This is a genomic window from Vibrio hippocampi (assembly GCF_921292975.1).
GTDB lineage: Bacteria > Pseudomonadota > Gammaproteobacteria > Enterobacterales > Vibrionaceae > Vibrio > Vibrio hippocampi.
The window spans coordinates 1916517-1937969 of sequence record NZ_CAKLCM010000002.1 but is presented as its reverse complement, the minus strand read 5'-3'; the positions used below and the strand labels follow the sequence as shown (position 1 = coordinate 1937969).

Annotated in this window: 20 protein-coding genes; 17 read left to right on the top strand and 3 right to left on the bottom strand. The window is 45.2% G+C overall.

The window, feature by feature from the left end:
* Window positions 1-50: 50 nt before the first annotated feature.
* The 3 genes from uvrA to L9Q39_RS11060 form a co-directional block, all read right to left on the bottom strand.
* Complete coding sequence (gene uvrA, locus L9Q39_RS11070) at window positions 51-2873, bottom strand: excinuclease ABC subunit UvrA (protein ID WP_237485117.1); 2823 nt, start codon at window positions 2871-2873, stop codon at window positions 51-53.
* Between the two features lie 161 nt (window positions 2874-3034).
* The gene (gene galU / locus L9Q39_RS11065) at window positions 3035-3907 is read right to left on the bottom strand and encodes a UTP--glucose-1-phosphate uridylyltransferase GalU (protein WP_237485116.1); all 873 of its coding nucleotides are present in this window, start codon (window positions 3905-3907) and stop codon (window positions 3035-3037) included.
* A gap of 162 nt (window positions 3908-4069) precedes the next feature.
* Complete coding sequence (locus L9Q39_RS11060) at window positions 4070-4714, bottom strand: LuxR C-terminal-related transcriptional regulator (RefSeq protein ID WP_237485115.1); 645 nt, start codon at window positions 4712-4714, stop codon at window positions 4070-4072.
* A gap of 261 nt (window positions 4715-4975) precedes the next feature.
* Here L9Q39_RS11060 and L9Q39_RS11055 point away from each other — a divergent pair, with 261 nt between their 5' ends.
* The 17 genes from L9Q39_RS11055 to L9Q39_RS10975 all read left to right on the top strand — a co-directional run bounded on the left by L9Q39_RS11055 (window position 4976) and on the right by L9Q39_RS10975 (window position 21452).
* Window positions 4976-5542, top strand: coding sequence for a single-stranded DNA-binding protein (locus L9Q39_RS11055; protein ID WP_237485114.1), 567 nt, complete (start codon window positions 4976-4978; stop codon window positions 5540-5542).
* Between the two features lie 568 nt (window positions 5543-6110).
* Window positions 6111-8102, top strand: coding sequence for an RNase E specificity factor CsrD (gene csrD / locus L9Q39_RS11050; protein ID WP_237485113.1), 1992 nt, complete (start codon window positions 6111-6113; stop codon window positions 8100-8102).
* Between the two features lie 12 nt (window positions 8103-8114).
* Complete coding sequence (locus L9Q39_RS11045) at window positions 8115-9641, top strand: MSHA biogenesis protein MshI (protein WP_237485112.1); 1527 nt, start codon at window positions 8115-8117, stop codon at window positions 9639-9641.
* Window positions 9641-10291, top strand: a complete 651-nt coding sequence (locus tag L9Q39_RS11040) for a type 4a pilus biogenesis protein PilO (RefSeq protein WP_237485111.1) — start codon at window positions 9641-9643, stop codon at window positions 10289-10291. Before L9Q39_RS11045 ends, L9Q39_RS11040 begins: the two co-directional genes overlap by 1 nt.
* A complete protein-coding gene (locus tag L9Q39_RS11035; RefSeq protein WP_237485110.1) occupies window positions 10284-10610 on the top strand; it encodes an MSHA biogenesis protein MshK in 327 nt (108 codons plus the stop codon). Before L9Q39_RS11040 ends, L9Q39_RS11035 begins: the two co-directional genes overlap by 8 nt.
* A gap of 12 nt (window positions 10611-10622) precedes the next feature.
* Window positions 10623-12254, top strand: coding sequence for a pilus (MSHA type) biogenesis protein MshL (gene mshL, locus L9Q39_RS11030; RefSeq protein ID WP_237485562.1), 1632 nt, complete (start codon window positions 10623-10625; stop codon window positions 12252-12254).
* 113 nt (window positions 12255-12367) lie between these two features.
* Entirely contained in the window at window positions 12368-13213 is an 846-nt protein-coding gene (locus tag L9Q39_RS11025) for an ExeA family protein (RefSeq protein WP_237485109.1), read from the top strand.
* The gene (locus L9Q39_RS11020) at window positions 13210-14430 is read left to right on the top strand and encodes a tetratricopeptide repeat protein (RefSeq protein WP_237485108.1); all 1221 of its coding nucleotides are present in this window, start codon (window positions 13210-13212) and stop codon (window positions 14428-14430) included. Before L9Q39_RS11025 ends, L9Q39_RS11020 begins: the two co-directional genes overlap by 4 nt.
* Entirely contained in the window at window positions 14420-16147 is a 1728-nt protein-coding gene (locus L9Q39_RS11015) for a GspE/PulE family protein (protein ID WP_237485107.1), read from the top strand. Before L9Q39_RS11020 ends, L9Q39_RS11015 begins: the two co-directional genes overlap by 11 nt.
* 13 nt (window positions 16148-16160) lie before the next feature.
* Complete coding sequence (locus L9Q39_RS11010) at window positions 16161-17384, top strand: type II secretion system F family protein (protein WP_237485106.1); 1224 nt, start codon at window positions 16161-16163, stop codon at window positions 17382-17384.
* A gap of 6 nt (window positions 17385-17390) precedes the next feature.
* The gene (locus tag L9Q39_RS11005; protein WP_237485105.1) at window positions 17391-17852 is read left to right on the top strand and encodes a hypothetical protein; all 462 of its coding nucleotides are present in this window, start codon (window positions 17391-17393) and stop codon (window positions 17850-17852) included.
* 107 nt (window positions 17853-17959) lie between these two features.
* Window positions 17960-18499: a prepilin-type N-terminal cleavage/methylation domain-containing protein gene (locus L9Q39_RS11000; RefSeq protein ID WP_237485104.1), complete on the top strand. Its 540-nt coding sequence runs from the start codon at window positions 17960-17962 to the stop codon at window positions 18497-18499.
* Window positions 18500-18529: 30 nt separating this feature from the next.
* Window positions 18530-19021 (top strand): type II secretion system protein, encoded by a 492-nt coding sequence (locus L9Q39_RS10995; protein WP_237485103.1) that lies wholly within the window; start codon window positions 18530-18532, stop codon window positions 19019-19021.
* Window positions 19022-19172: 151 nt separating this feature from the next.
* Window positions 19173-19661 carry a type II secretion system protein gene (locus tag L9Q39_RS10990; protein WP_237485102.1) on the top strand — a complete coding sequence of 163 codons (489 nt, stop codon included), beginning with the start codon at window positions 19173-19175 and terminating at the stop codon, window positions 19659-19661.
* Window positions 19662-20240 carry a prepilin-type N-terminal cleavage/methylation domain-containing protein gene (locus L9Q39_RS10985; protein ID WP_237485101.1) on the top strand — a complete coding sequence of 193 codons (579 nt, stop codon included), beginning with the start codon at window positions 19662-19664 and terminating at the stop codon, window positions 20238-20240.
* Entirely contained in the window at window positions 20240-20998 is a 759-nt protein-coding gene (locus tag L9Q39_RS10980; RefSeq protein WP_237485100.1) for a type II secretion system protein, read from the top strand. Before L9Q39_RS10985 ends, L9Q39_RS10980 begins: the two co-directional genes overlap by 1 nt.
* On the top strand, window positions 20988-21452 hold the full coding sequence (locus L9Q39_RS10975) for an MSHA biogenesis protein MshP (protein WP_237485099.1): 465 nt from the start codon (window positions 20988-20990) through the stop codon (window positions 21450-21452). The genes L9Q39_RS10980 and L9Q39_RS10975 overlap by 11 nt, the downstream gene beginning before the upstream one ends.
* Window position 21453: the final 1 nt, after the last annotated feature.

The window sequence follows — 21453 nt, the reverse complement described above, 5'->3', positions numbered from 1 at the left end:
ACGTATTGTCTGCTCAGTATATTGCCTTAAATTTCTCACATATCCTAGGGTTATAGCATAGGTTTGAGGAAGCGCGCAGTATGTGAACCTTTGACATTAGCGACGTCTTCCGGGGTTCCTTCGGCAATGATTTCCCCGCCGCCTTGACCGCCTTCTGGACCAAGATCAATAACCCAGTCCGCCGTTTTAATGACATCGAGATTGTGCTCGATCACAACCACGGTATTGCCATGATCTCGTAAGCGGTGCAAAACGGTCAGTAGCAATTCGATATCATGGAAGTGCAGACCCGTTGTCGGCTCATCAAGAATATATAAGGTTTTCCCAGTATCGCGCTTGGAGAGTTCTTTAGCGAGTTTCACTCGTTGTGCTTCACCACCGGATAAGGTGGTTGCCGCTTGACCGAGGCGAATATAAGACAGTCCCACATCCATCAGTGTTTGCAGTTTTCTTGCAATGACTGGCACAGGATCAAAAAATTCTCGTGCATCTTCGACCGTCATCTGGAGAACTTCATCAATGGTTTTACCCTTGTAACGAACTTCTAAGGTTTCACGGTTATAGCGCTTGCCTTTACAGATATCACAAGGAACATAGACATCAGGTAGGAAGTGCATTTCTACTTTGATGACCCCGTCTCCTTGGCAAGCCTCACAGCGACCGCCTCGTACGTTAAAACTGAAACGTCCTGGCTTATAACCACGAGAGCGAGATTCTTGGGTGCCAGAGAACAATTCACGAATAGGGGTAAAAATGCCGGTATAGGTCGCAGGGTTTGATCTCGGCGTGCGTCCGATAGGACTTTGGTCGATATCAATTACCTTATCGAAGTGCTGTAACCCATCGATTTTTTTATATGGAGAGGGCTCTGCGGTTGTCGCGCCATTTAGTTGGGTGTGAGCAATCTTAAAGAAGGTATCGTTAATTAAGGTTGATTTACCAGACCCAGATACTCCAGTGATACAACTAAAGAGGCCAACTGGAATCGTTAGATCCACAGCCTTTAGGTTGTTACCGGTGGCGCCAGTTAACTTGACCAGCTTTTTGTTATCAACGGGGGTGCGTTTTTCTGGTATCGCAATTTTACGCTTACCCGAAAGGTATTGACCAGTCAGTGAGGCATCACTGGCAATGATATCTTGCACCGTACCCTCGGCAATTACCTCGCCACCATGGACACCAGCACCAGGACCAATATCGATCACATGGTCTGCCATACGAATGGCATCTTCATCATGTTCCACCACCAGAACGGTATTACCAAGATCTCTTAGGTGAGTGAGCGTACTCAGCAGACGCTCATTGTCTCTTTGGTGCAGACCGATCGATGGTTCATCTAACACATACATGACACCAACTAACCCAGCGCCAATTTGACTCGCCAAACGGATACGCTGAGCTTCGCCACCGGACAGCGTTTCGGCACTGCGAGAGAGGTTGAGGTAGTTAAGACCGACATTCACTAAGAAGTGCAGACGGTCATTGATCTCTTTCATTACCTTATCGGCGATTTGCGCCTTTTGTCCTTCGAGCTTAAGGGAGTGGAAGAAACTCATCGCATCGCTGATGCTCATTTCCACAATAGAGGGGAGCGGCGTGTCGGCGATAAATACGTTTCTGGCTTCTTCTTTTAGGCGAGTGCCGCCACACGAACTGCAAGATTTGGTCGAAATATATTTGGTTAATTCTTCACGAACTGAATTGGACTCTGTATCACGATAACGTCGCTCAAGATTATTGAGGATCCCCTCAAACGGGTGACGTTTAACGCGCAGATCGCCACGATCATTGACGTAGTTAAATTCAATCTCGGTACGTCCCGAACCTTTGAGAATAACCTCTTGGATTTTTTTGCTCAAAGAATTGAAGGGTTGGTAAATATCAAATTTATAATGCTCAGCTAACGAGTTGAGCATTTGGAAGTAGTAGAAGTTTTTCTGATCCCAACCACGAATAGCGCCATCAGCCAGACTTAAATTTGCGTCGACAATCACTCTGTCAGGGTCAAAATATTGCTGTACACCCAAACCGTCACAAGTATGGCAAGCCCCTGCTGGGTTATTAAATGAAAACAGACGGGGTTCCAACTCTTGAATGCTATAACCGCAATAAGGACAAGCAAAGTTGGCAGAGAAAATAATATCTTCTTGTTCGTTGTCGTCCATCCAAGCGACGTTAACAATTCCGCCAGACAACTCTAAGGCTGTCTCAAACGATTCAGCCAAGCGTTGTTGTAGATTGTCTCTTACCTTGAAGCGATCAACCACTACCTCAATAGTGTGCTTTTTGTGTAGCTCAAGCGGCGGTGGATCGGACAAATCACAGGTTTCTCCATCAATACGAGCGCGGATAAAGCCCTGTGCAGCGAGGTTTTCTAAAGTTTTTACATGCTCACCCTTACGCTCTTTAACAATAGGCGCAAGCAGCATCATTTTTGAGCCTTCTGGAAGCTCCAAGACTTTATCAACCATCTGGCTAACCGTCTGTGCAGTCAGCGCAACCTTATGTTCGGGACAGCGAGGCTCACCCACACGAGCATACAGCAGACGCAAATAGTCATAGACTTCAGTGATAGTACCGACCGTAGATCGCGGGTTATGAGATGTGGATTTTTGCTCGATAGAGATGGCAGGAGAGAGACCTTCGATATGGTCAACATCGGGCTTTTCCATCAAGGACAAAAACTGACGAGCATAGGCTGATAGGGATTCAACATAACGGCGTTGCCCTTCCGCATACAAGGTGTCAAAAGCGAGCGATGATTTTCCTGATCCAGATAAGCCTGTGATAACAATTAATTTATCACGAGGAATAGTAAGGTTTACGTTTTTTAGGTTATGGGTTCGGGCTCCCCTAACTTCAATCTGATCCATAACAGGCACTCTTGTAATACTAAGTCTGACAAGTATTACATAGTGTGAGATATGTGCAAAGAAATACTGGATAAAAAAACAGTGACCCTAGGTCACTGTTTTTTTTTAGTCACTGGCTTTTGAACAATCAGAAACCAGTTTGAGTCTTGGCTTGGATGAGCTTATGATGCCTTTTTTGTGGCAAACTTTCCAAGTTCAGACTTTTTCTCGTCTTTAAGGTAGAGGTTTTCAAAGCAGTAGTTAGTCGCTTCGATATAGCCCTCAACACTACCGCAGTCAAAACGTTGGCCTTTGAATTTGTACGCCAGAACACAGCCTGATTTTGCTTGTTTTAGCAGTGCATCAGTGATCTGAATCTCACCACCTTTACCTGGTTCGGTCTGTTCAATCAACTCAAAGATATCTGGAGTCAGGATATAGCGACCGATGATAGCAAGGTTACTTGGCGCAGTGCCTTTTTCCGGTTTTTCCACCATGTCGTCGACGCGGAAGATATCGTCTTTAATCGCTTCACCAGAGATCACACCGTACTTGTGCGTCTCATCTTCAGGGACTTCTTGAACGGCAACAATGGAGCAGCGGAACTGCTTATACAGTGATACCATCTGCGCCAGAACGCCTTCTTGCTCATTTACACACAAGTCATCCGCCAAAACAACGGCAAAAGGATTGTCACCCACCAACTCACGGCCCGTTAGAATGGCGTGACCTAGACCTTTCATCTCTCTTTGACGAATGTAAGTGAACTGAGCACTATCAATGACGTTACGGATATCCACCAGTAACTCTTCTTTGTTCGTACCGTTGATCTGATGTTCTAGCTCATAGTTTTTATCGAAGTGATCCATAATCGAGTGTTTACCACGACCCGTTACGATACACATGCCATCCATACCGGCTTGAATCGCTTCTTCGACGCCATACTCAATGAGTGGTTTATTGACCACAGGCATCATCTCTTTTGGCATAGATTTAGTGGCTGGCAGGAAGCGTGTTCCATAACCTGCCGCTGGAAATAGGCATTTTTTAATCATGCTGTAACCCTTTTATTAATTTTTTATTCCATTGTACTGCCTAACCGTTATCACCTAGCTAACTTGCTAAATAGCCTAGATTTTAATCAGGCTATCTAACCCATGTTACAAATACAATGCAGTACAAGATTAGTTGCGCACAGTCTAAACTATAAGACACGACTATAACAGGTTCTGGTTCGCCCAAGCGATTGCTTGCACACGACTTTTGACGGAAAGCTTCTTAAAAATTTGATAAAGGTGCGATTTCACGGTCGATTCACTGATGCACAGTTGCTCAGCGATTTGTAAGTTAGTAGCCCCCGATTTTAAGATCGATAGTATCTCTATCTGTCGACCACTTAGGCTTATTAGGGTTTGAGGGAGGATGGATTTCGCCATATGTCGGTAGTGATAAAGAAGTTGGCGGCAGACTTCATTAGGTAAGCGAAGCTCTCCATTGATGACATCATCGAGTCCTTGCGCTGTCTCTTCTTGACTCTGACTACGGTAGAATAATCCCTTGGAATGACCGAACCGGAGCAGCAATTCCGTCGTCAACTGATGGGGCACGTTAATGATAATGGTCTCGAAATCATTGTTTATTAATGGCAACTCCTCGACTTGCTGAAATAACTCTAATGCCTCCTCATAGTCAAACAGTAGGATTCGATTTTGAAAGCGATTTAGCGCCTCCAATAGATCTTGAGGTTCTATCGAGGTGATAGGAGAGGCACAGAGTTGCGATAATCTACTGATCAAAGGGTGGCTAGAGTGTTTGTTTATCGTGATGTGCTGAATGATTCTTTGGTAATTTACTTTTCTCATCGGGTTTCCTTTCGGTGATTTTCAGAGTGATAGTGAGAAAAATAAGATTGATTGGCTAGTCAGAGTTTTAATAATTGGAATGGGATTAAATGCTATTAAGTAATTGATAAGTCGATATTTAACATAGACTGTGGAGTTATCGGTCAATAAGGATTATTAGATGAAAAAAACGAGCTCACTCACAGAACAGCTATTGAGCTTGTGCAAGTTCGTGGTATCCTACGTGGCTAAATTTAAGCGAGTGTAGTTACGGAGCAAAACATGGCAAGCCGTGGAGTAAACAAAGTCATTCTAGTGGGTAACTTAGGTAACGACCCAGAAATTCGTTACATGCCAAACGGTAGTGCCGTGGCGAACATTACCATTGCGACTTCTGAATCTTGGCGTGATAAAGCGACAGGTGAACAGCGTGAGAAAACAGAGTGGCACCGTGTTGCACTGTTTGGTAAGTTGGCTGAAGTTGCTGGCGAGTATCTAAGAAAAGGCTCACAAGTTTACGTTGAAGGTCAATTGCAGACTCGTAAGTGGCAAGATCAGAGTGGTCAAGACCGTTATACGACAGAAGTTGTGGTTCAAGGCTTTAATGGCGTGATGCAAATGCTAGGTGGTCGTCAAGGCGGTGGTGCACCGATGCAGCAAGGCGGTATGAACCAAGGTGGCATGAACCAAGGCGGTATGCAGCAACAGCAACAACAAGGTTGGGGTCAACCTCAACAGCCAGTGCAACAGCCAACTCAGCAGCAAGCAGCTGCACAGCAACCTACACAACAGCCTAAGCCTCAATACAATGAGCCACCAATGGATTTCGATGACGATATTCCGTTCTAAATTGAGTTCATTTACAACGAGTTAATTTAGCCGTTGACGAATTTGATAAACCCAGCTTTCAGAGCTGGGTTTTTTATTGTCTTGTGGCAGAGCATGTCTTGGTGCCAGCGCGTGTTTTTATGACAGTGCGAAACGCGAACAACGCAGTGAGATTGAATGCGATTTGTGATCACCTCTTGATACACAATTCCTCTATTCGTCGCATAAAGTGATGAAACATTACTGTTCGTATGAGATTTTTGCTATTGTGTTGAATTATAAGTATTTTTATTGAAATATTTATAAAATTAGCCGTAGCGTGTTACGGAACTGTGCTATTTTTTCTTTAGTGGGATGGAAAAACAGTGCTTTACCCTAAATTTCAGGGTGTTAACAGGTTTTCTGTTTTTATGTGAGCGCTTATGGTTTCTGACGTAACATTAATTGTTAAGTTTGTCATAAAGCTCTATCATAGGACCAATAACTATAATGATTGTTATAAATTAAAGCTACCATCAGTTTTCCTCTTCCATAACCCTATATATCGTCAATTTAAGTCGTTATTGCTTAAAAAGGATTTGAGCATTTTATGAGACAAACACCTACGCTAAAACTCAGTACTCGTTTAGTGGCATTTGTCACCGTGATAGTGATGAGTGCTGTGTTTATTTTGTTTGTCGGCGGTACCTTGTCGATCAAAAAAATGGGTAATGAATATCTCAATCAGCACTTATCGAGCATTACTCATATTATTGATAAAGAGTTAGAAGATCCGGATGCCGCTTACCTGATGCAGCGCTGGATGCCAAAAATGCTGCAAGCGAGCAATATCCTTGAAATGGAACTCTCTTCGCCCGCGGGTGTGATTTATCGATATAAGAACACCGCACCACTGATTGATTCTCATCTTGCATACAGTAATACCTATCGATTGGAGCGCAATGAGGGCTATCAAGTCGAGTTTCTGGTCCGCCCCCCGTATTTAGATTTGCGATATTCGTTTGGTGCTTTGGGGTCTGTCACCCTTGCCGTTGCGTTGATTGTTTTCTGCTTAGTGCGTGGTGTGAAGTGGTTGAAGCTGCAACTGATTGGCTCCGAACTGTTAGAAGAACGTGGGCGGATGATCCTCGGTGGTCGAGTAGAGCAATATGCCAAAGGTGATGTCAGGGAGTGGCCATATACGGCTAGTGAGGCGCTGGATATTCTCATTGAGGAGTTACAAGATGCTCGTCAGGAGCGCAGCCGCTTTGACACCTTTATCCGTTCACAAACCTTTCTTGATCCATTGACCGGCAGTGCCAACCGCGTTTTGTTTGATAGTAAACTGGAATCCGCATTGCAAGAAAGTGGTGCTAATGGCGCTGTGTTGCTGTTTAGAATCGAAGATTGGGACCAAGTACAAGAACAGGTCAGTAAAACCGTTTCTGATGAGTTTTTGGTTGAAGTCAGTGAGATTCTTTCCAACGTGACCCAGCGCTATCCCGATGTGATCTTCTCTCGTTACTACGAATCCGATTTCGCAATATTCATTCCTCATCAAGGCATTAAAGAGGTCGACCACATTGCGACCCAAGCGATTCGCATGTTAGAAAAAGTGATCACGCCTAGGCAGCTTGATGAAAATAACTGGTTCCATATCGGCGTCAGCATGTACAGTGAAGGCGAGCCTCACGGGCGTATTATGTCGGAAGCGGAAACCGCATTAAAAAGTGCTCAGTTACAGAAAGCAAATGGTTGGAATCGCTTTAGCAAGCAAGCTTCGCAAATGGGTGATAGAGGCAGTGTTCGTTGGCGAACCTTATTTGATCATGCCTTACAGCCAGATAATATTCTTATCTTTTCCCAGCCTTGTTATTGGCATGAAAAGGGCAAAGACCTGAAAACCTTGCACCGAGAGGTGTTTGCTCGGATTGAAGATCCCGAGCGTGGTATTATTAAGGCATCTCGTTTCCATTCGGCATTGATTCAGGTCGGATATCAGGCTCATTGTGATAAAGCGGTATTGAGCAAGGTATTTAAAGAGATAAAGCACTCTTCTGACATTCTACCTGTGTCGATCAATCTCTATGTCGAACCTTTTGCCAACAAAAATTACTTCAAGTGGTTTCGAGATGAGTTGATGCAACTCCCAACATCTGTCAGAACTCTTCTCTCATTTGAGTTTCCAGAAGCAAGATTGGTACAACATCTGGACTATATCCGTCCTGTGGTTAGAATGCTATCTGGTTTGGGCTGCGTTGTGATTGTTGGACAAGCGGGGCGCTCAATTGTAAGTACCCACTACATCAAAGATCTTAATATTGATTATTTGAAGTTGCATCGTAGCTTGATTAGAAAAATTGATCAGCGCGATGAGAACCAATTGTTTGTTCGTAGTATCGTGGGTGCCTGTGGCGACTCTCCTACTGAGGTGATAGCCGTTGGTGTTGAAACCAAGAAAGAGTGGTATACCTTACTGGACCTTGGCGTCAATGGTGGACAAGGTCGTTATTTTGCTCCTGAGAAACAACTGATGCCAAAACCCAAAGTCAAACCAACCATGATAAAGCCCGGTAGAAGAAACCGTTGGCGTAAGTCTTAATGCGGTAATGTTATGATGTTTAAAACTTTATTAGCACGATTTAACCCCAAAATTAGCGCCAAGACACCGTATGTTGTCGTTATTCAATCGGATAGCGTTTATCTATCGGAGTTGGGGCAAAGTGAAGTCGTACGTGTTGATGTTACTGCGAGAAATTGGGCGCTGAGCGTCGAACAAATTCTCAAGCAAATCAAAGAGAGTAGTCGTGCCATTCAGATAGTGTTGGGCAGTCAAATGTATCAAAACTATCAAATAGACACCCCCAAGCTGCCAAAACCTGAGTGGCCACAAGCGCTGCCTTACCTATTAAGAGAGGTCATCAGTGAGCGCGTCACGGATATTGTGGCGGATGCGATCGAATTACCGTCACAAAATAAAACCTCGGCCTATGTAGTAAAAAAAGTGGATGTGCTTTCCATAGCCAGTTTAATTGAAAAAGCGGGTCACACGTTACACTCCATCATCCCTGAAGAGATGATTTGGGGTCAGGCACTGCCCGATGAAAACAATGTCGTCTTGCTACAGAGAGGGCGGTTTGAAAACTATCGTGTCAGTGCTTTTATGGAGCAGCGCCCTATCTTCCAGCGTATGATTCGTGGCGTCTCAGGTCCGGTGATAAAAAGTGATAACTTAGGTCTTGAAGTTGATAGTTTAGCGCTCGAATTACAACGCTCTCTGGATTACCTCTCGTCTCAGTTTAAAACGGGTGGCGTTCATATTCTGCGTTGCTGTTGTGACGAAGAACCTGAGCCAGAATTGGCCAAAGCCTTGTCCGATCGCTTAAGTGTACAAGTGATACCGCTGATTGAAGAAAGAACTGGCGGAAACGGTGAGTTATTAGCACGCTTGGCATCAGGTCTATCTCAATCATTAGATGTTAATCTTTACCCTGCCTATCTTAAACCGCAAAAAGAGCGATTTCCTTTAGAGAGTATGCTTGCTCTTTGGGGTATTTCTGCGGCGATATTGCTGGCTGCCTATGGTTATACCCATTATCAAGTGACTCAATTAACGCCCCAATTAACGCTTAACTCGACCCGTTCAGAACAGTTGCGTAATGAACTGATTGAAAGTCAATCAGCACTGGAAAAGCATAAGCCGTCACCGGTGATAGTGGCAGCAGTGGCGCGTTTAAAGCGTGAAATTGCGGCGACAAAAGAGGCGTTACATGCCGTGGACGAATACGATACTGGTCAACAGGTGGGTTACTCAAGTTTAATGAAGGCGCTTGCCAAGCTGGGGCGCAGTGATATCTCTTTGCAGAGTATCTCGTTAAACCAGCAACATATGGATGTGTCTGGTTTAGCCCGTAGTGCCAGTGTGATACCAAACTGGGTCAGTCAATTTAAATCAGAACCCAGTTTGGTTGGTCGTACTTTTGAAAGCCTAAAAATAGGCAGAAATGACCAGGACATTGTGACCTTTGAACTGCAAACCAAGCCGGCAATGGATGGTGCTCGTTCGGCTCTCGATCTCAATACCATTCCGAATCAAGCAGAACCCATTGCCGATTCGTCTGATCGTGTGGAGGAAGAGTAATGAAACAGCAATGGCAAACGTATAGGACCAAATTCTCCGCCACTTCGGTACGCGAAAAATGGCTGATTAGCTTATGTGGTTTAGTGGTGATTATCGCGAGCCTTTTTATCGGTCTATTAGAACCCGAAATACTAAATAAGCAGGCGTTAGATAAACGTCTACAAACGACAAAAAATGCAAACCTAGAGCTAGAAGGGCAACTTTTACTGCTGCGTAGTCAACTGGTTAAAGATCCCAATCAAGCGGTAGAGAAAGAGTACGCGGATTTGATTGAGCAGAGCCAAGCACTCTCTAGCCAGTTATCTGGTATTGTTGATAACCTTATTTCGCCGTCACAGATGGCTGGGTTATTGGAGCAGGTGCTGTCGCAAACTGAGGGACTTAAGTTGGTGGCGTTGGAGTCGCTTCCACCCGAGCCTATCACTGGGACATCCATTGCGAGTGAGTACTCAGGTTATTTTGTTCATCCGGTAAAGATTGAGTTAGTGGGTGGTTACTTTGCGATTGCAGACTATCTAGCGAAGCTAGAAAACATGCCAGTAAAGTATTATTGGCGCAGTTTTGACTACAGTGTGGAAGCGTACCCGCAGGCACGATTAACGTTAGAAATATATACATTAGGGACGCGTAAGGAATTTATTGGTGGCTAGATACAGTTTATTTCTGATGTTACTCATATCGGGGCAAGGCTTGGCGTCGCAAGACCCTACGGCTCCGTTGGGATGGCAACAGCCGGAAAAGCAAGTGAGCAAACCCAAGAAGGCAGTGACTCACCCAGTTCCTAAACTACAAAGTATTGTATGTGAGCAGTCACAAACCTGCTCAGCAGTGCTCAGCGGTAAAGTTGTCACCAAAGGCTCGACCGTTCAAGGATATAAAGTGACAGAAATTAATGACGAATTTGTTTTTCTGCAGCGTGCTAACAAGCAGTGGAAGCTAGGTTTGTTCTCTATGGATGTGAAATATTAAGGCTAATTTATGATGCGTAAGGTAGTAATCAGTGTATGTATCGCCGCATTGGCAGGATGCGCTATGGGGCATAGAGACCCTGTAGAAATTAAACAGAGCCTCAATGAAGCGGTCAATAATGCAAATAACAAAAGCTTAGATGCACTGCCCGCAATGGTAGAAGCGGATTTAATGCCTGAGTTGGGTAGCAGTCACTTGCTGACCAATCAGAATGTAAAGCGCTTTAGAGTGCAAGCGAGCAACGTTAACGCGAAAGCTTTCTTTACCAGTTTGGTGAAAGGCACCGAGTACAGCGTGTCACTGCATCCTGATGTTTCCGGCAATATTACCGCCAACCTTTCTGATGTCACCTTAGATGAGGTGTTAGATAACGTCAGTGATATGTATGGTTATGAGATAGAGAAGAAAGGGCGAATCATTCAAGTGTTTCCAGCGGGTCTGAGAACCGTCTCGATCCCAGTGGATTATCTGCACTTCAAGCGCTCAGGTCGCTCGTTGACATCCATCACTACTGGCACGATCACGACTAACGACTCAAATAGTAATAGTGACTCGAACTCGTCTTCATCAAGCTCTAGTTCAAGCAGCAACAGTAGTAACAGTAGCAGCAACAATAGCGAGAGCGGTGGTACTACGATTGAAACCACCAGTGAGAGTGATTTCTGGCCAGCACTCGAGTTGGCGGTGACCGGGTTAATCGGCAGCGGTGATGGACGCAGTGTCGTCACGACGCCACAAGCGGGCTTGTTAACCCTGCGCGCTTACCCTGATGAAATTCGCCAAGTGAAAGAATTTATTAGCCAATCTCAGGAGCGTCTCCACCGCCAAGTCATACTTGAAACTAAGATCCTTGAAGTCACGCTGAGCGATGGTTACCAGCAGGGCATCAGTTGGAGTGATTTAGGAGGCGCGTTGACGATTGACCGCCTTGCTCCTAGCTCAACGCCAGTGCTGGGTGATATTGGCTCACTGTTGGGTGGTCAAACTAACCTGACCATAAGTAGTGGCGATTTCACCGCTGTTTTGAGTTTCATGGAGACACAAGGCGATGTGAATGTGCTCTCTAGCCCACGCGTCACAGCTGCCAATAATCAAAAGTCGGTGATCAAAGTGGGCACTGATGAATATTTCGTAACGGATGTATCCAGTACGGTTGGATCGGGTGATGATGCCAGTGTTGCATCGGATATCGAGCTGACACCGTTCTTCTCGGGTATCTCATTGGATGTCACGCCACAGATAGATGACAAGGGTAATGTACTGCTGCATGTACACCCCGCTGTGATTGAAGTGACGGAAGAAACTAAAGAGATCCAATTATCGGAAGGTAGCATTATTGTTCCGTTAGCCACCAGTTCGATTCGTGAGTCTGATTCAGTTATTCGTGCGGCTGATGGTGACGTGGTCGTGATTGGCGGTCTGATGAAGTCAGCCAGTACCGATTTAGTGTCGAAAGTCCCATTCTTTGGAGACATACCAGCATTGGGGCACCTGTTTAGAAACACGCAAAAAGTGACACAAAAAACCGAATTGGTGATCTTATTGCGTCCAACAGTTGTTGGCGTAAACACTTGGCAGAAAGAGGTTGAGCGCTCAAGAGATATCCTGAATGAGTGGTTCCCAGAAAACGAAGCTCAGCAGTAACAAGCTTAATAGAAAGACACTTAACAGAGTAAGTAACTCAACACTAAAGTGACTTAACAATAAGTGACTTAACAATAAACAGCTAACAAGGCGCGTCGTCGAGCAGGTAGTTTGTGTATCTTGACCATTTTGGATTAACACAGTTTCCATTTTCACTCACCCCAAATACAGCGATGTTTTTGGGGTTAGCGCCACACTACGAAGCCATTCAAACCGTGGTGGCTGGTGTGGAGTTAGGTGAAGCCGTGCTTAAGGTGACGGGAGAAGTAGGCACGGGCAAAACCATGGTATGCCGTATGCTGATCAATCAGTTAAGCGAAAACTATACCTTGGTCTATTTACCTAATCCGGTGCTGACTGGACAAGAGTTGCGTTTGGCCATTGCTCGAGAGTTAGAGATCGACCTGTCAGACAAAGAGACGTTGCTGGAACATATGCAGCATAAAATGATCCAAGCAAAGCGCGAAGGTCGTCCCGTAGTCGCCTTGATTGATGAAGCTCAAGCCCTGTCTGATGAGGCGTTAGAGACGCTTAGGCTGTTGGGTAATCTTGAAACAGAAAGCAGCAAGCTGATTCATATCGTACTGTTTGGACAACCTGAGTTGGACCAGAGACTTGAGCAACATAATATGCGTCAGCTTAGGCAGCGCATTACCTTTAGTGCCAAGCTCCGAACGATGACTTGCGACGAGACTCAAGCCTATATACAACAAAGGATGGAATGGGCGGGAGCACAGAGCCATATGTTTAAAGCTCAGCATAAAATAGCCATCTGGAAAGCGACCAAAGGGATCCCACGATTAGTGCATCAGATTGCTCACAAATCGTTATTACTCGCGTTTAGCGCCAAGAGTCCAGTGGTCACTAACCAGCAGCTTTATCTTGCGATTCAAGACACTTTTGACGCAAAGAAACCAACATTCAAATACCCAGTGCTTTGGGGGTGGAAACAACAATGAGTGCGATTAATAAAGCGCTAAGCGAATTAAACCAACAGCAAGACCCATCGAAGCTTGCCATCAAAAAAGCGGAGATCCCAACATCGAATCGTACACCGGCATTTGTTTGGGTTGGTGTGGGTTTTGCGATGAGCGTAGCGATGGGAGGTTGGGCGATTTCCCAAGCCGATTCACCGACGATGGCTAACCTTGAACCTAACATCGAGCAATCAACGGTTGCGCCAGTCGTCTCGGTCGCGCCAACAAATCACACTGATGCCGCCATCAAAACCGCGTCTCCAACTGTGAGCACTCAGTCATCTCCTGTTACCGTGTACGCTTTACCAAAGGCGGAGCCGAAAGCAGAACCAAAGCCTGAACCCGCGACTCAAGTGACACCGTCGGTTTCCGTTGCAGTAGCAGCAATTTCACAAGCAGAAGTACAAGTGGGTAAAATAGCAGCAAAACAATCCCAGTCGTCTCAATCGGCGGCTCGCTTAACCCCCCCTCAGTCAGTCAACAATGCAGCGACAGAACCGCGTCAGAACAAGGTAAACCCAGTCGCAGACAAACCGGTACTGATTGCTCAAGTGACCCACAATGACGATAGCATTGGACAAATGATTATTGAGCAGGTAGAACTCAGCCCAGAACAGTTAGCAGAGAAAGCCGTTGCTCGCGCTAAAAAATCCCTTGATAGTAATGACATTGATAGTGCGCTTGCCCACTATGAAGATGCCCTGAGATACACTGCCAGCAACGAACAAGTGCGTCAGCAGTTAGCGGCGCTTTACTACGGTAAAGGACAAATCAATAAAGCCTACCAACTGCTAGAAGATGGTATTAATAGAAACACAGAAGGTGAAGGGCTGCGCATTGCACTGACCAAGCTGTTAATTAAAGAGCAGCAACAAGAAGCAGCCTTAACACCGTTGGTGTATTTACCGAACAACCCAAGTCAAGAGTATCTCTCTTTACGCGCTGGTTTAGCACAACGCAATAAACAGACCGATCTTGCCTATGAAAGTTATCAGCTGTTGACAGTGAAAGACAGGCTGAATGCTCGTTGGTGGATGGGTTTAGCCATTCAACAAGAGCGAAAAATGGAGTTTGCTCAGGCCAAAGAATCTTATCAAAAAGCCCTCAACATGATTGGTATCTCTAGTCAGTCTAAAGCATTTATTCGCGATCGTTTGAAGGTACTCGCGAGCTTGGAGGAGAGCGGCAATGCAAATTAAGCTACGAAAACGACTGGGTGATTTGCTGGTTGAAGAAGCCATTATCAATGAGTCACAGCTGCAACAAGCATTAGCGACACAACGTAATACCGGACGTAAACTCGGAGCAACGCTGATTGATCTCGGTATGTTGAGCGAACAGCAGATGCTGAGTTTCTTGTCTCAGCAATTGAGCTTGCCCCTTATCGACTTAAGCCGTGCCCAAATAGAGACTGAATCTGTGCAATTATTGCCAGAGGTACACGCAAGGCGTTTGCGAGCGTTGGTTATTGGTCGAAAGGATGAAAATACCTTAAGGGTCGCCATGAGTGATCCGGCGGATCTATTCGCTCAAGAGTCTCTGCTGAACCAATTAGGTCAATACTCGATAGAGTTTGTGATTGCACCAGAGCAGCAACTGATTGACGGCTTTGATCGCTACTATCGACGCACCAAAGAGATCGCCTCATTTGCCGAGCAGTTGCAAGCGGAACACCAATCCACCGACTCGTTTGAATTTAGCGCTGATGTGGGTGAGAGTGAAGAAGTTACCGTCGTTAAACTGATCAACTCTATGTTCGAAGATGCGATTCAGGTCGGTGCCTCGGATATTCATATTGAGCCTGATGCCGATGTGTTGCGCCTAAGACAGCGTATTGATGGTGTGTTACACGAGACCTTACTGAATGAGGTCAACATCGCGTCAGCATTGGTACTGCGTCTCAAGTTAATGGCGAACTTGGATATTTCAGAAAAGCGTTTACCTCAAGATGGTCGTTTTAATATTCGAGCAAAAGGTCAATCGGTCGATATTCGTATGTCGACCATGCCAGTAGAGTATGGTGAATCTGTCGTGATGCGTCTGTTGAATCAGTCAAAAGGTGTGCGTCGTTTAGAAGATTCTGGTTTACCGAGTGATCTTCTGGTTAAACTTCGCCGCCAACTGCGTCGACCGCACGGTATGATTTTGGTGACCGGTCCAACGGGTTCAGGTAAAACTACTACGCTATACGGTGCGCTTACCGAGTTAAACAGCCCAGCGAAAAAGATCATTACTGCGGAAGATCCGGTGGAATACCGTCTGCCGCGTATTAACCAAGTTCAGGTTAACTCTAAGATCAATCTAGATTTCTCGTCCATTTTAAGAACGTTCTTGCGCCAAGACCCGGATATTATCCTAGTCGGTGAGATGCGTGACCAAGAGACGGTTGAGATCGGTCTGCGAGCCGCACTGACGGGTCACTTAGTGCTTTCGACATTACACACCAATGATTCGGTAGACAGCGCACTGCGAATGATGGACATGGGCGCGCCGGGTTATCTGGTTGCCAGTGCGGTGCGAGCCGTGGTTGCTCAGCGTTTGGTTAGGCGTATTTGTCCTGATTGTTCCCATGACCATCACCTCGATGATCATACTAAACAGTGGTTGTTATCACGTTTCCCCAATCAGGTCACTCATGGTTTTCAAAAAGGACAAGGCTGTCAAAACTGTAATCTGACAGGATTTCGAGGTCGAATTGGCGTGTTTGAGATGTTGGAACTCGACAGTGCCATGATGGATGCTTTGCGTGCTAATGATGCCGTGCTATTTGCCCAAACCGCACGCGCGAGCACGGAGTATAAACCTCTGGTTGTCTCTGCCATGGAGTTAGCCATGTCCGGAACCGTTAGCTTAGATGAAGTCATGGCATTGGGTGAAGGCGATGCTTCTATCGATATTGAGCCAATCTATATCTAGGTAAGAGAATAGTATGCCAAATTACGTTTATACCGGCCGTGATATCAATGGCAGCGAAGTCTCAGGAACCCTTGAGTCTCCGAATGAAGAGACCGCAGCGGGTATTTTGATCTCGCGTGGTGTCATTCCTATCGAGATCCGCCAAGGTAGCTCAGGTAAATCACTGATTGATAACCTTAATGAATTACTCAAACCCTCAGTGCCCCTTGAGGTCTTAGTGATCTTTTGCCGTCAGCTTTTCAGTCTGACCAAAGCGGGGGTACCGCTGCTGCGCTCCATGAAAGGTTTGACACAAAACTGCACCAACAAAGAGCTCAAAAGCGCTCTTGAGGAAGTCGTGAATGAACTGACTAATGGTCGCAACCTGTCATCATGTATGCAGATGCATTCGCACGTGTTTAGTCCGCTGTTTGTTTCTATGATCGCCGTGGGTGAGAATACCGGTCGCTTAGATCAGGCACTAGAACAGTTGGCCAGTTACTACGAACAAGAGGTGGAAACTCGCAAGCGTATCAAAGCGGCGATGCGCTATCCTATGTTTGTACTGACCTTTATCCTCGGCGCAATGTTTGTACTTAACCTGAAGGTTATTCCTCAGTTTTCCGATATGTTTGCTCGATTTGGTGTCGATCTTCCTTTGCCGACACGTGTCCTGATTGCAACCTCGAATTTCTTTGTCAACTACTGGTTGCTGCTTATTGCCCTCATTATCGGAGGGCTGTTTGCTTTCCGTGCTTGGCTAGCGACTGAAGTGGGGCGAGAAAAGTGGGATAAATTGAAACTTAAGATGCCCATCGTCGGTGGCATATTGAACCGTGCCCAGTTATCACGTTTTTCACGAACCTTTTCTTTGATGCTTAAGGCGGGCGTTCCGCTTAACCAATCTCTTGGACTCTCGGCGGAAGCGATCGATAACAAGTTTTTAGAGAATCGCATTATTGAAATGAAGGGGGCGATTGAGGCTGGCAGTAGCGTCTCTTCAACGGCAGTAAATGCCAATATCTTTACGCCTCTGGTGATCCAGATGATATCGGTTGGTGAAGAGACGGGTCGAATTGATGAGTTGTTGCTAGAGGTGTCAGATTTTTACGATAGAGAGGTCGATTATGACCTCAAAACCTTAACGGCACGCATCGAACCGATATTACTCCTCATCGTTGCCGCGATGGTGTTAGTGCTTGCTTTAGGTATCTTCTTGCCTATGTGGGGCATGCTAGACGCAATGAAGGGAGCGTAAACTGACGTGCAAATTAAGAGCGTCCTGTTTCAAAATAACACGCTGCGTTGGTTGATATGGTTAGGTGTGGTGTTGGCGTTAATCGCAACATTTTTAGGCTGCTTTAACCGCAACCAAGAAAAGATTATGCGTACTAAAGCTGTCGTCATTGCTAAGACGATGCAGCAACGAATTAACCAACTGCATCATCTTTGGTTACTCAATAATCAGCCTAAAGTACTAGAAGTGGACGGACAGAGCGTTGAATTCGATCACCGAGGGTGGATCGTTTTATCAAACAGTGGTCCAAAGAACTGTAACGATTTGTTATCCTTATTGTATAAAGATATTAACAATGGGAAATATAAACTAGTGACTAAATATCAAAATATCAGCTTAAATTCGTATGTTTGCATTTATGAAATGGATCAAATAGCCGACATTAAAATAAATAAAATCAATAATTTAAATATAAATGTTGTCATGTGATAAAAAAATCATAGACGACAGAGTTTGAATGTTTTGTAATCATTATTCTTCCAGTTTATACTCTGAGCAGAAAGTCACACTTTTATTAATAAGAGAGAAAGAAGCCAATGAAGAACAGCAAAGGTTTTACATTAGTTGAGTTAGTTGTAGTGATTGTAGTACTTGGTTTACTTGCTGTTGCGGCATTACCTCGTTTTATTAACGTCACCGATCAAGCCAAAGAGGCGAGCATCGAGGGTGTGGCAGGTGGTTTTGCGACCGCAGTTCTTTCGGCGCGTGCTCAATGGGAAGCGGAAGGTCGTCCAACGAACGATGACGGTGACTATGTCGTTGATTATGATGGTACAGAATTTAGACTGACTAAAAGCACCACTGACAATGGGTTCGTGCGTGAAGGTTACCCAACAGGTTTGCAAGGTATTTCTGGTGGTCAAGGTGAATCTGTCACCGATGCAGGTTGTGTCGATTTGATGGAAGAACTTCTTCAAAACCCACCGTCTGTAACAAATGGTACCGTCAATGACGAGAAATATTTTGCAGAAGCAGAGACATCAACAACCTGTACTTATACACAGCAAGAAGGTAAAGAACACTCTTTCACTTATGATGTGACTACAGGTAGCGTCACCGTTTCTCTGGATAACTAATTAGTTGTATTTTAGAAGGTAGTAAAAAATATGAAAAAACAAGCAGGTTTCACTCTTATCGAGATGGTCGTGGTCATTGTTATCCTAGGTATCCTAGCGGTAACAGCAGCACCGCGTTTCCTAAATCTTCAAGGCGATGCGCGTGAATCTTCACTAGAAGGCTTAAAAGGTGCAATGGCAGGCTCTACAGGTATTGTCTACGGTAAGGCTGCGATTGATGGCGTAGAAACTGATGCATCAGACAAAACAGTTTCGGACGGAACCACAGATGGAAAGATTACGATTGCATATGGTTACCCAACAGCGTCGGATGCAGGAATTATTGCAGCAGTAGATATGGATACAACTAATGAGTGGGATGTATCAGAACCAACAACAGTAGATAATACTCCAGCGATTCGTGTAACGTTGAAAGGAACGACCATTGCTGATGAAGATGCGAAGCGTTGCTACGTAGAGTACGTTGAATCAACAGGCGTAGGCGTAACGCCAACGATCACAGTTCAAGCTGACGGTTGTTAATCAATATTTAAATAAAAAGGTCAGCCTAGGCTGACCTTTTTTAATTGTGTCGCAATCTCGTTGAATTTATTTATCTTTTTTATCATTGTTGATGAGAATAGCAGCAAGTTTAGTATAATTAAAATTATCGTTTCCCTTAGTAGGTGGCATTATGCAGTTTGCCCGCAAACAGAGACATGGATTTACGGTTATTGAGCTGATCGTGGTGATTGTGCTGATCGCTACTGTGTCTGTTATTGCTACCAGCCGCTATTTTGGACGTTCGTCTTACTCCGCCTATACCTATCAAGAAGCGATTACCTCGGTGATTCGCCAGATCCAAGTGAATAGAATGCAGTCTAACCTGTCTGCGAATAATCCCAACTCTAACTATGTTCTCGTGGTCAATTCAGACTGTATCGGCTCTGTGCAAGGCTGTGCTTTAGGGAGTGACGGTGACTACCAACGCAGTGATGTGATTAGAAGCGATAACGCGACGTTTTCCTTGTTAGGCAACCCAAGCTCAAATCAGATTGAATTTGATCTCAAAGGCAACCCAAGTTGGTCCGGCAGTGGTGATATTAAGATTACCATCGAAGCGGAGGGAAGTACTTCGGCGCTATGCATTAATTCCCAAGGTTATATTCAGAAGGATTGCTAGATGAAATGGGGCAAAGGATTTACCTTAATTGAATTGACCGTCGCTATCGTGCTGTTAGCCATCGCAATGCTAACCATCACCACGATGTTAGTCCCTAATATCAGAAATTCCGCTGAACCCCAATACCAAGTGCGTGCCGCTGCGCTTGCAGACAGTATCTTCAATCAAATTTTAACCCGTTCTTTTGATGAAAACAGTGACCATAATGGCGGCTATTATCGATGTGGAGAAAACGGAGCCGATGGCACATTAACCTCTTGTACGACCTTAAGCCAGTTTGGTCCAGACAATAACGAGGCGATCACGGGCTACAATGACGTGGATGACTTTGGTGCCGCCAATGGGATGAGTGCTGTTTATGTGATTGAACCCAGTGTGAATTCCAGTGAGCGGGATCTTGATGAACTGATTAGCGATAACGGGAGTTACCGCAATTTCACGGTGAATATCACGGTGGATTACTTTGTCGACAATGATCAAGGCATTGATCAAACCAACATTATTAAACGCATTCAACTCGAGATTTCCGCTTCACGCTATGGTCCTTATCTCTTTACTGCCTATAAGGGGAACTACTAATGAAACAACGTGGTTTTACCTTGGTAGAAATGATACTAACTGTGGTGATCCTCGGCATCTTGATGGTTGGCAGTGCCGGCTTTTTGCGCTCAGGAACCGAAGGTTTTGTGCAGAGTGTTGAGCGGCAAAAATTGCATACCCAAGCTCAGTTTATTCTAGAGAAGATTTCTCGTGAGATACGCCACGCTATCCCCAATAGCTTTACCATTAGTGATGCTGGGCACTGTATTGAATTTTATCCAATAAAGTATTCCGGCTTTTATCACCTTGAAGATGACACCTTGCCCTACTCGTTATCGTTTTTTTCAGGTCAATCGTCGGTGAAGACTCTAGGTCGTTATGGCGCGAATGATTTTATGGTGATCAACCCGACCTCTGCGGGTGATATCGCCACCAATCAGATCGATATTGCCAACGTCGCTATTGATAGTAACGACTCTATCTCACAAGTGATGTTAACCACGCCATTGACCTCAGAGTCGGTCTCAGCTCGCCACTATATTGCTGACTTTCCCGTTAAGTATTGCTATCTCGCTCCAAGTTCGGCTCAGGCTGATTTCGGTACAATAGTGCGCCGTTCTCCCGCTAGCGACAGTGTCAACCAAGTCACTGTCGCCGATAGCGTGGAGGAACTCGTATTTCAGTATCATTCAGCGACCTTAGTCAGCGGCAGTGTGATTCATTTGGCTCTGTCTCTTGGATATAACACGGAAGTGGCGATCTATGAACAAGATATACAGGTGCTCAATGTCCCATAAACTTTTTCGTCAGCAGAATTGCTTTGGTCAGAAAAATTGCTTTGGTCAACAAAACCACTTTCGCCAACGGGGTAATGCGCTGATTATTTCTATTTTTATTTTGGTTGTTATCGGGATGATGGCGTCGGGCCTGACACGTATTCGTTGGAGCAACCATGATAGCCATGTTCGTACACTCAATGGAACACAAGCTTGGCTCTACGCGCAATCTGCCTCAGAAGAAATGCTTACCAAGCTTTACCCGTTAGGCAGTCAGTCCATCGATAGTGACCAATGCGTTGCGAGTTTTACTTCAAGTTTCAGTGACTCACGTTGTCCGATTATCTCGTCGTCCTGCGAAACGCTTGCTGAGTTGGAGGGGGTTAAATACTACAAAGTGAGCAGTCGCGCACAGTGTGGACAGGGACTGTTTTTGGTCGAAAGGCAACATGAGTTGTGGTTAAAAGGTGAATAGG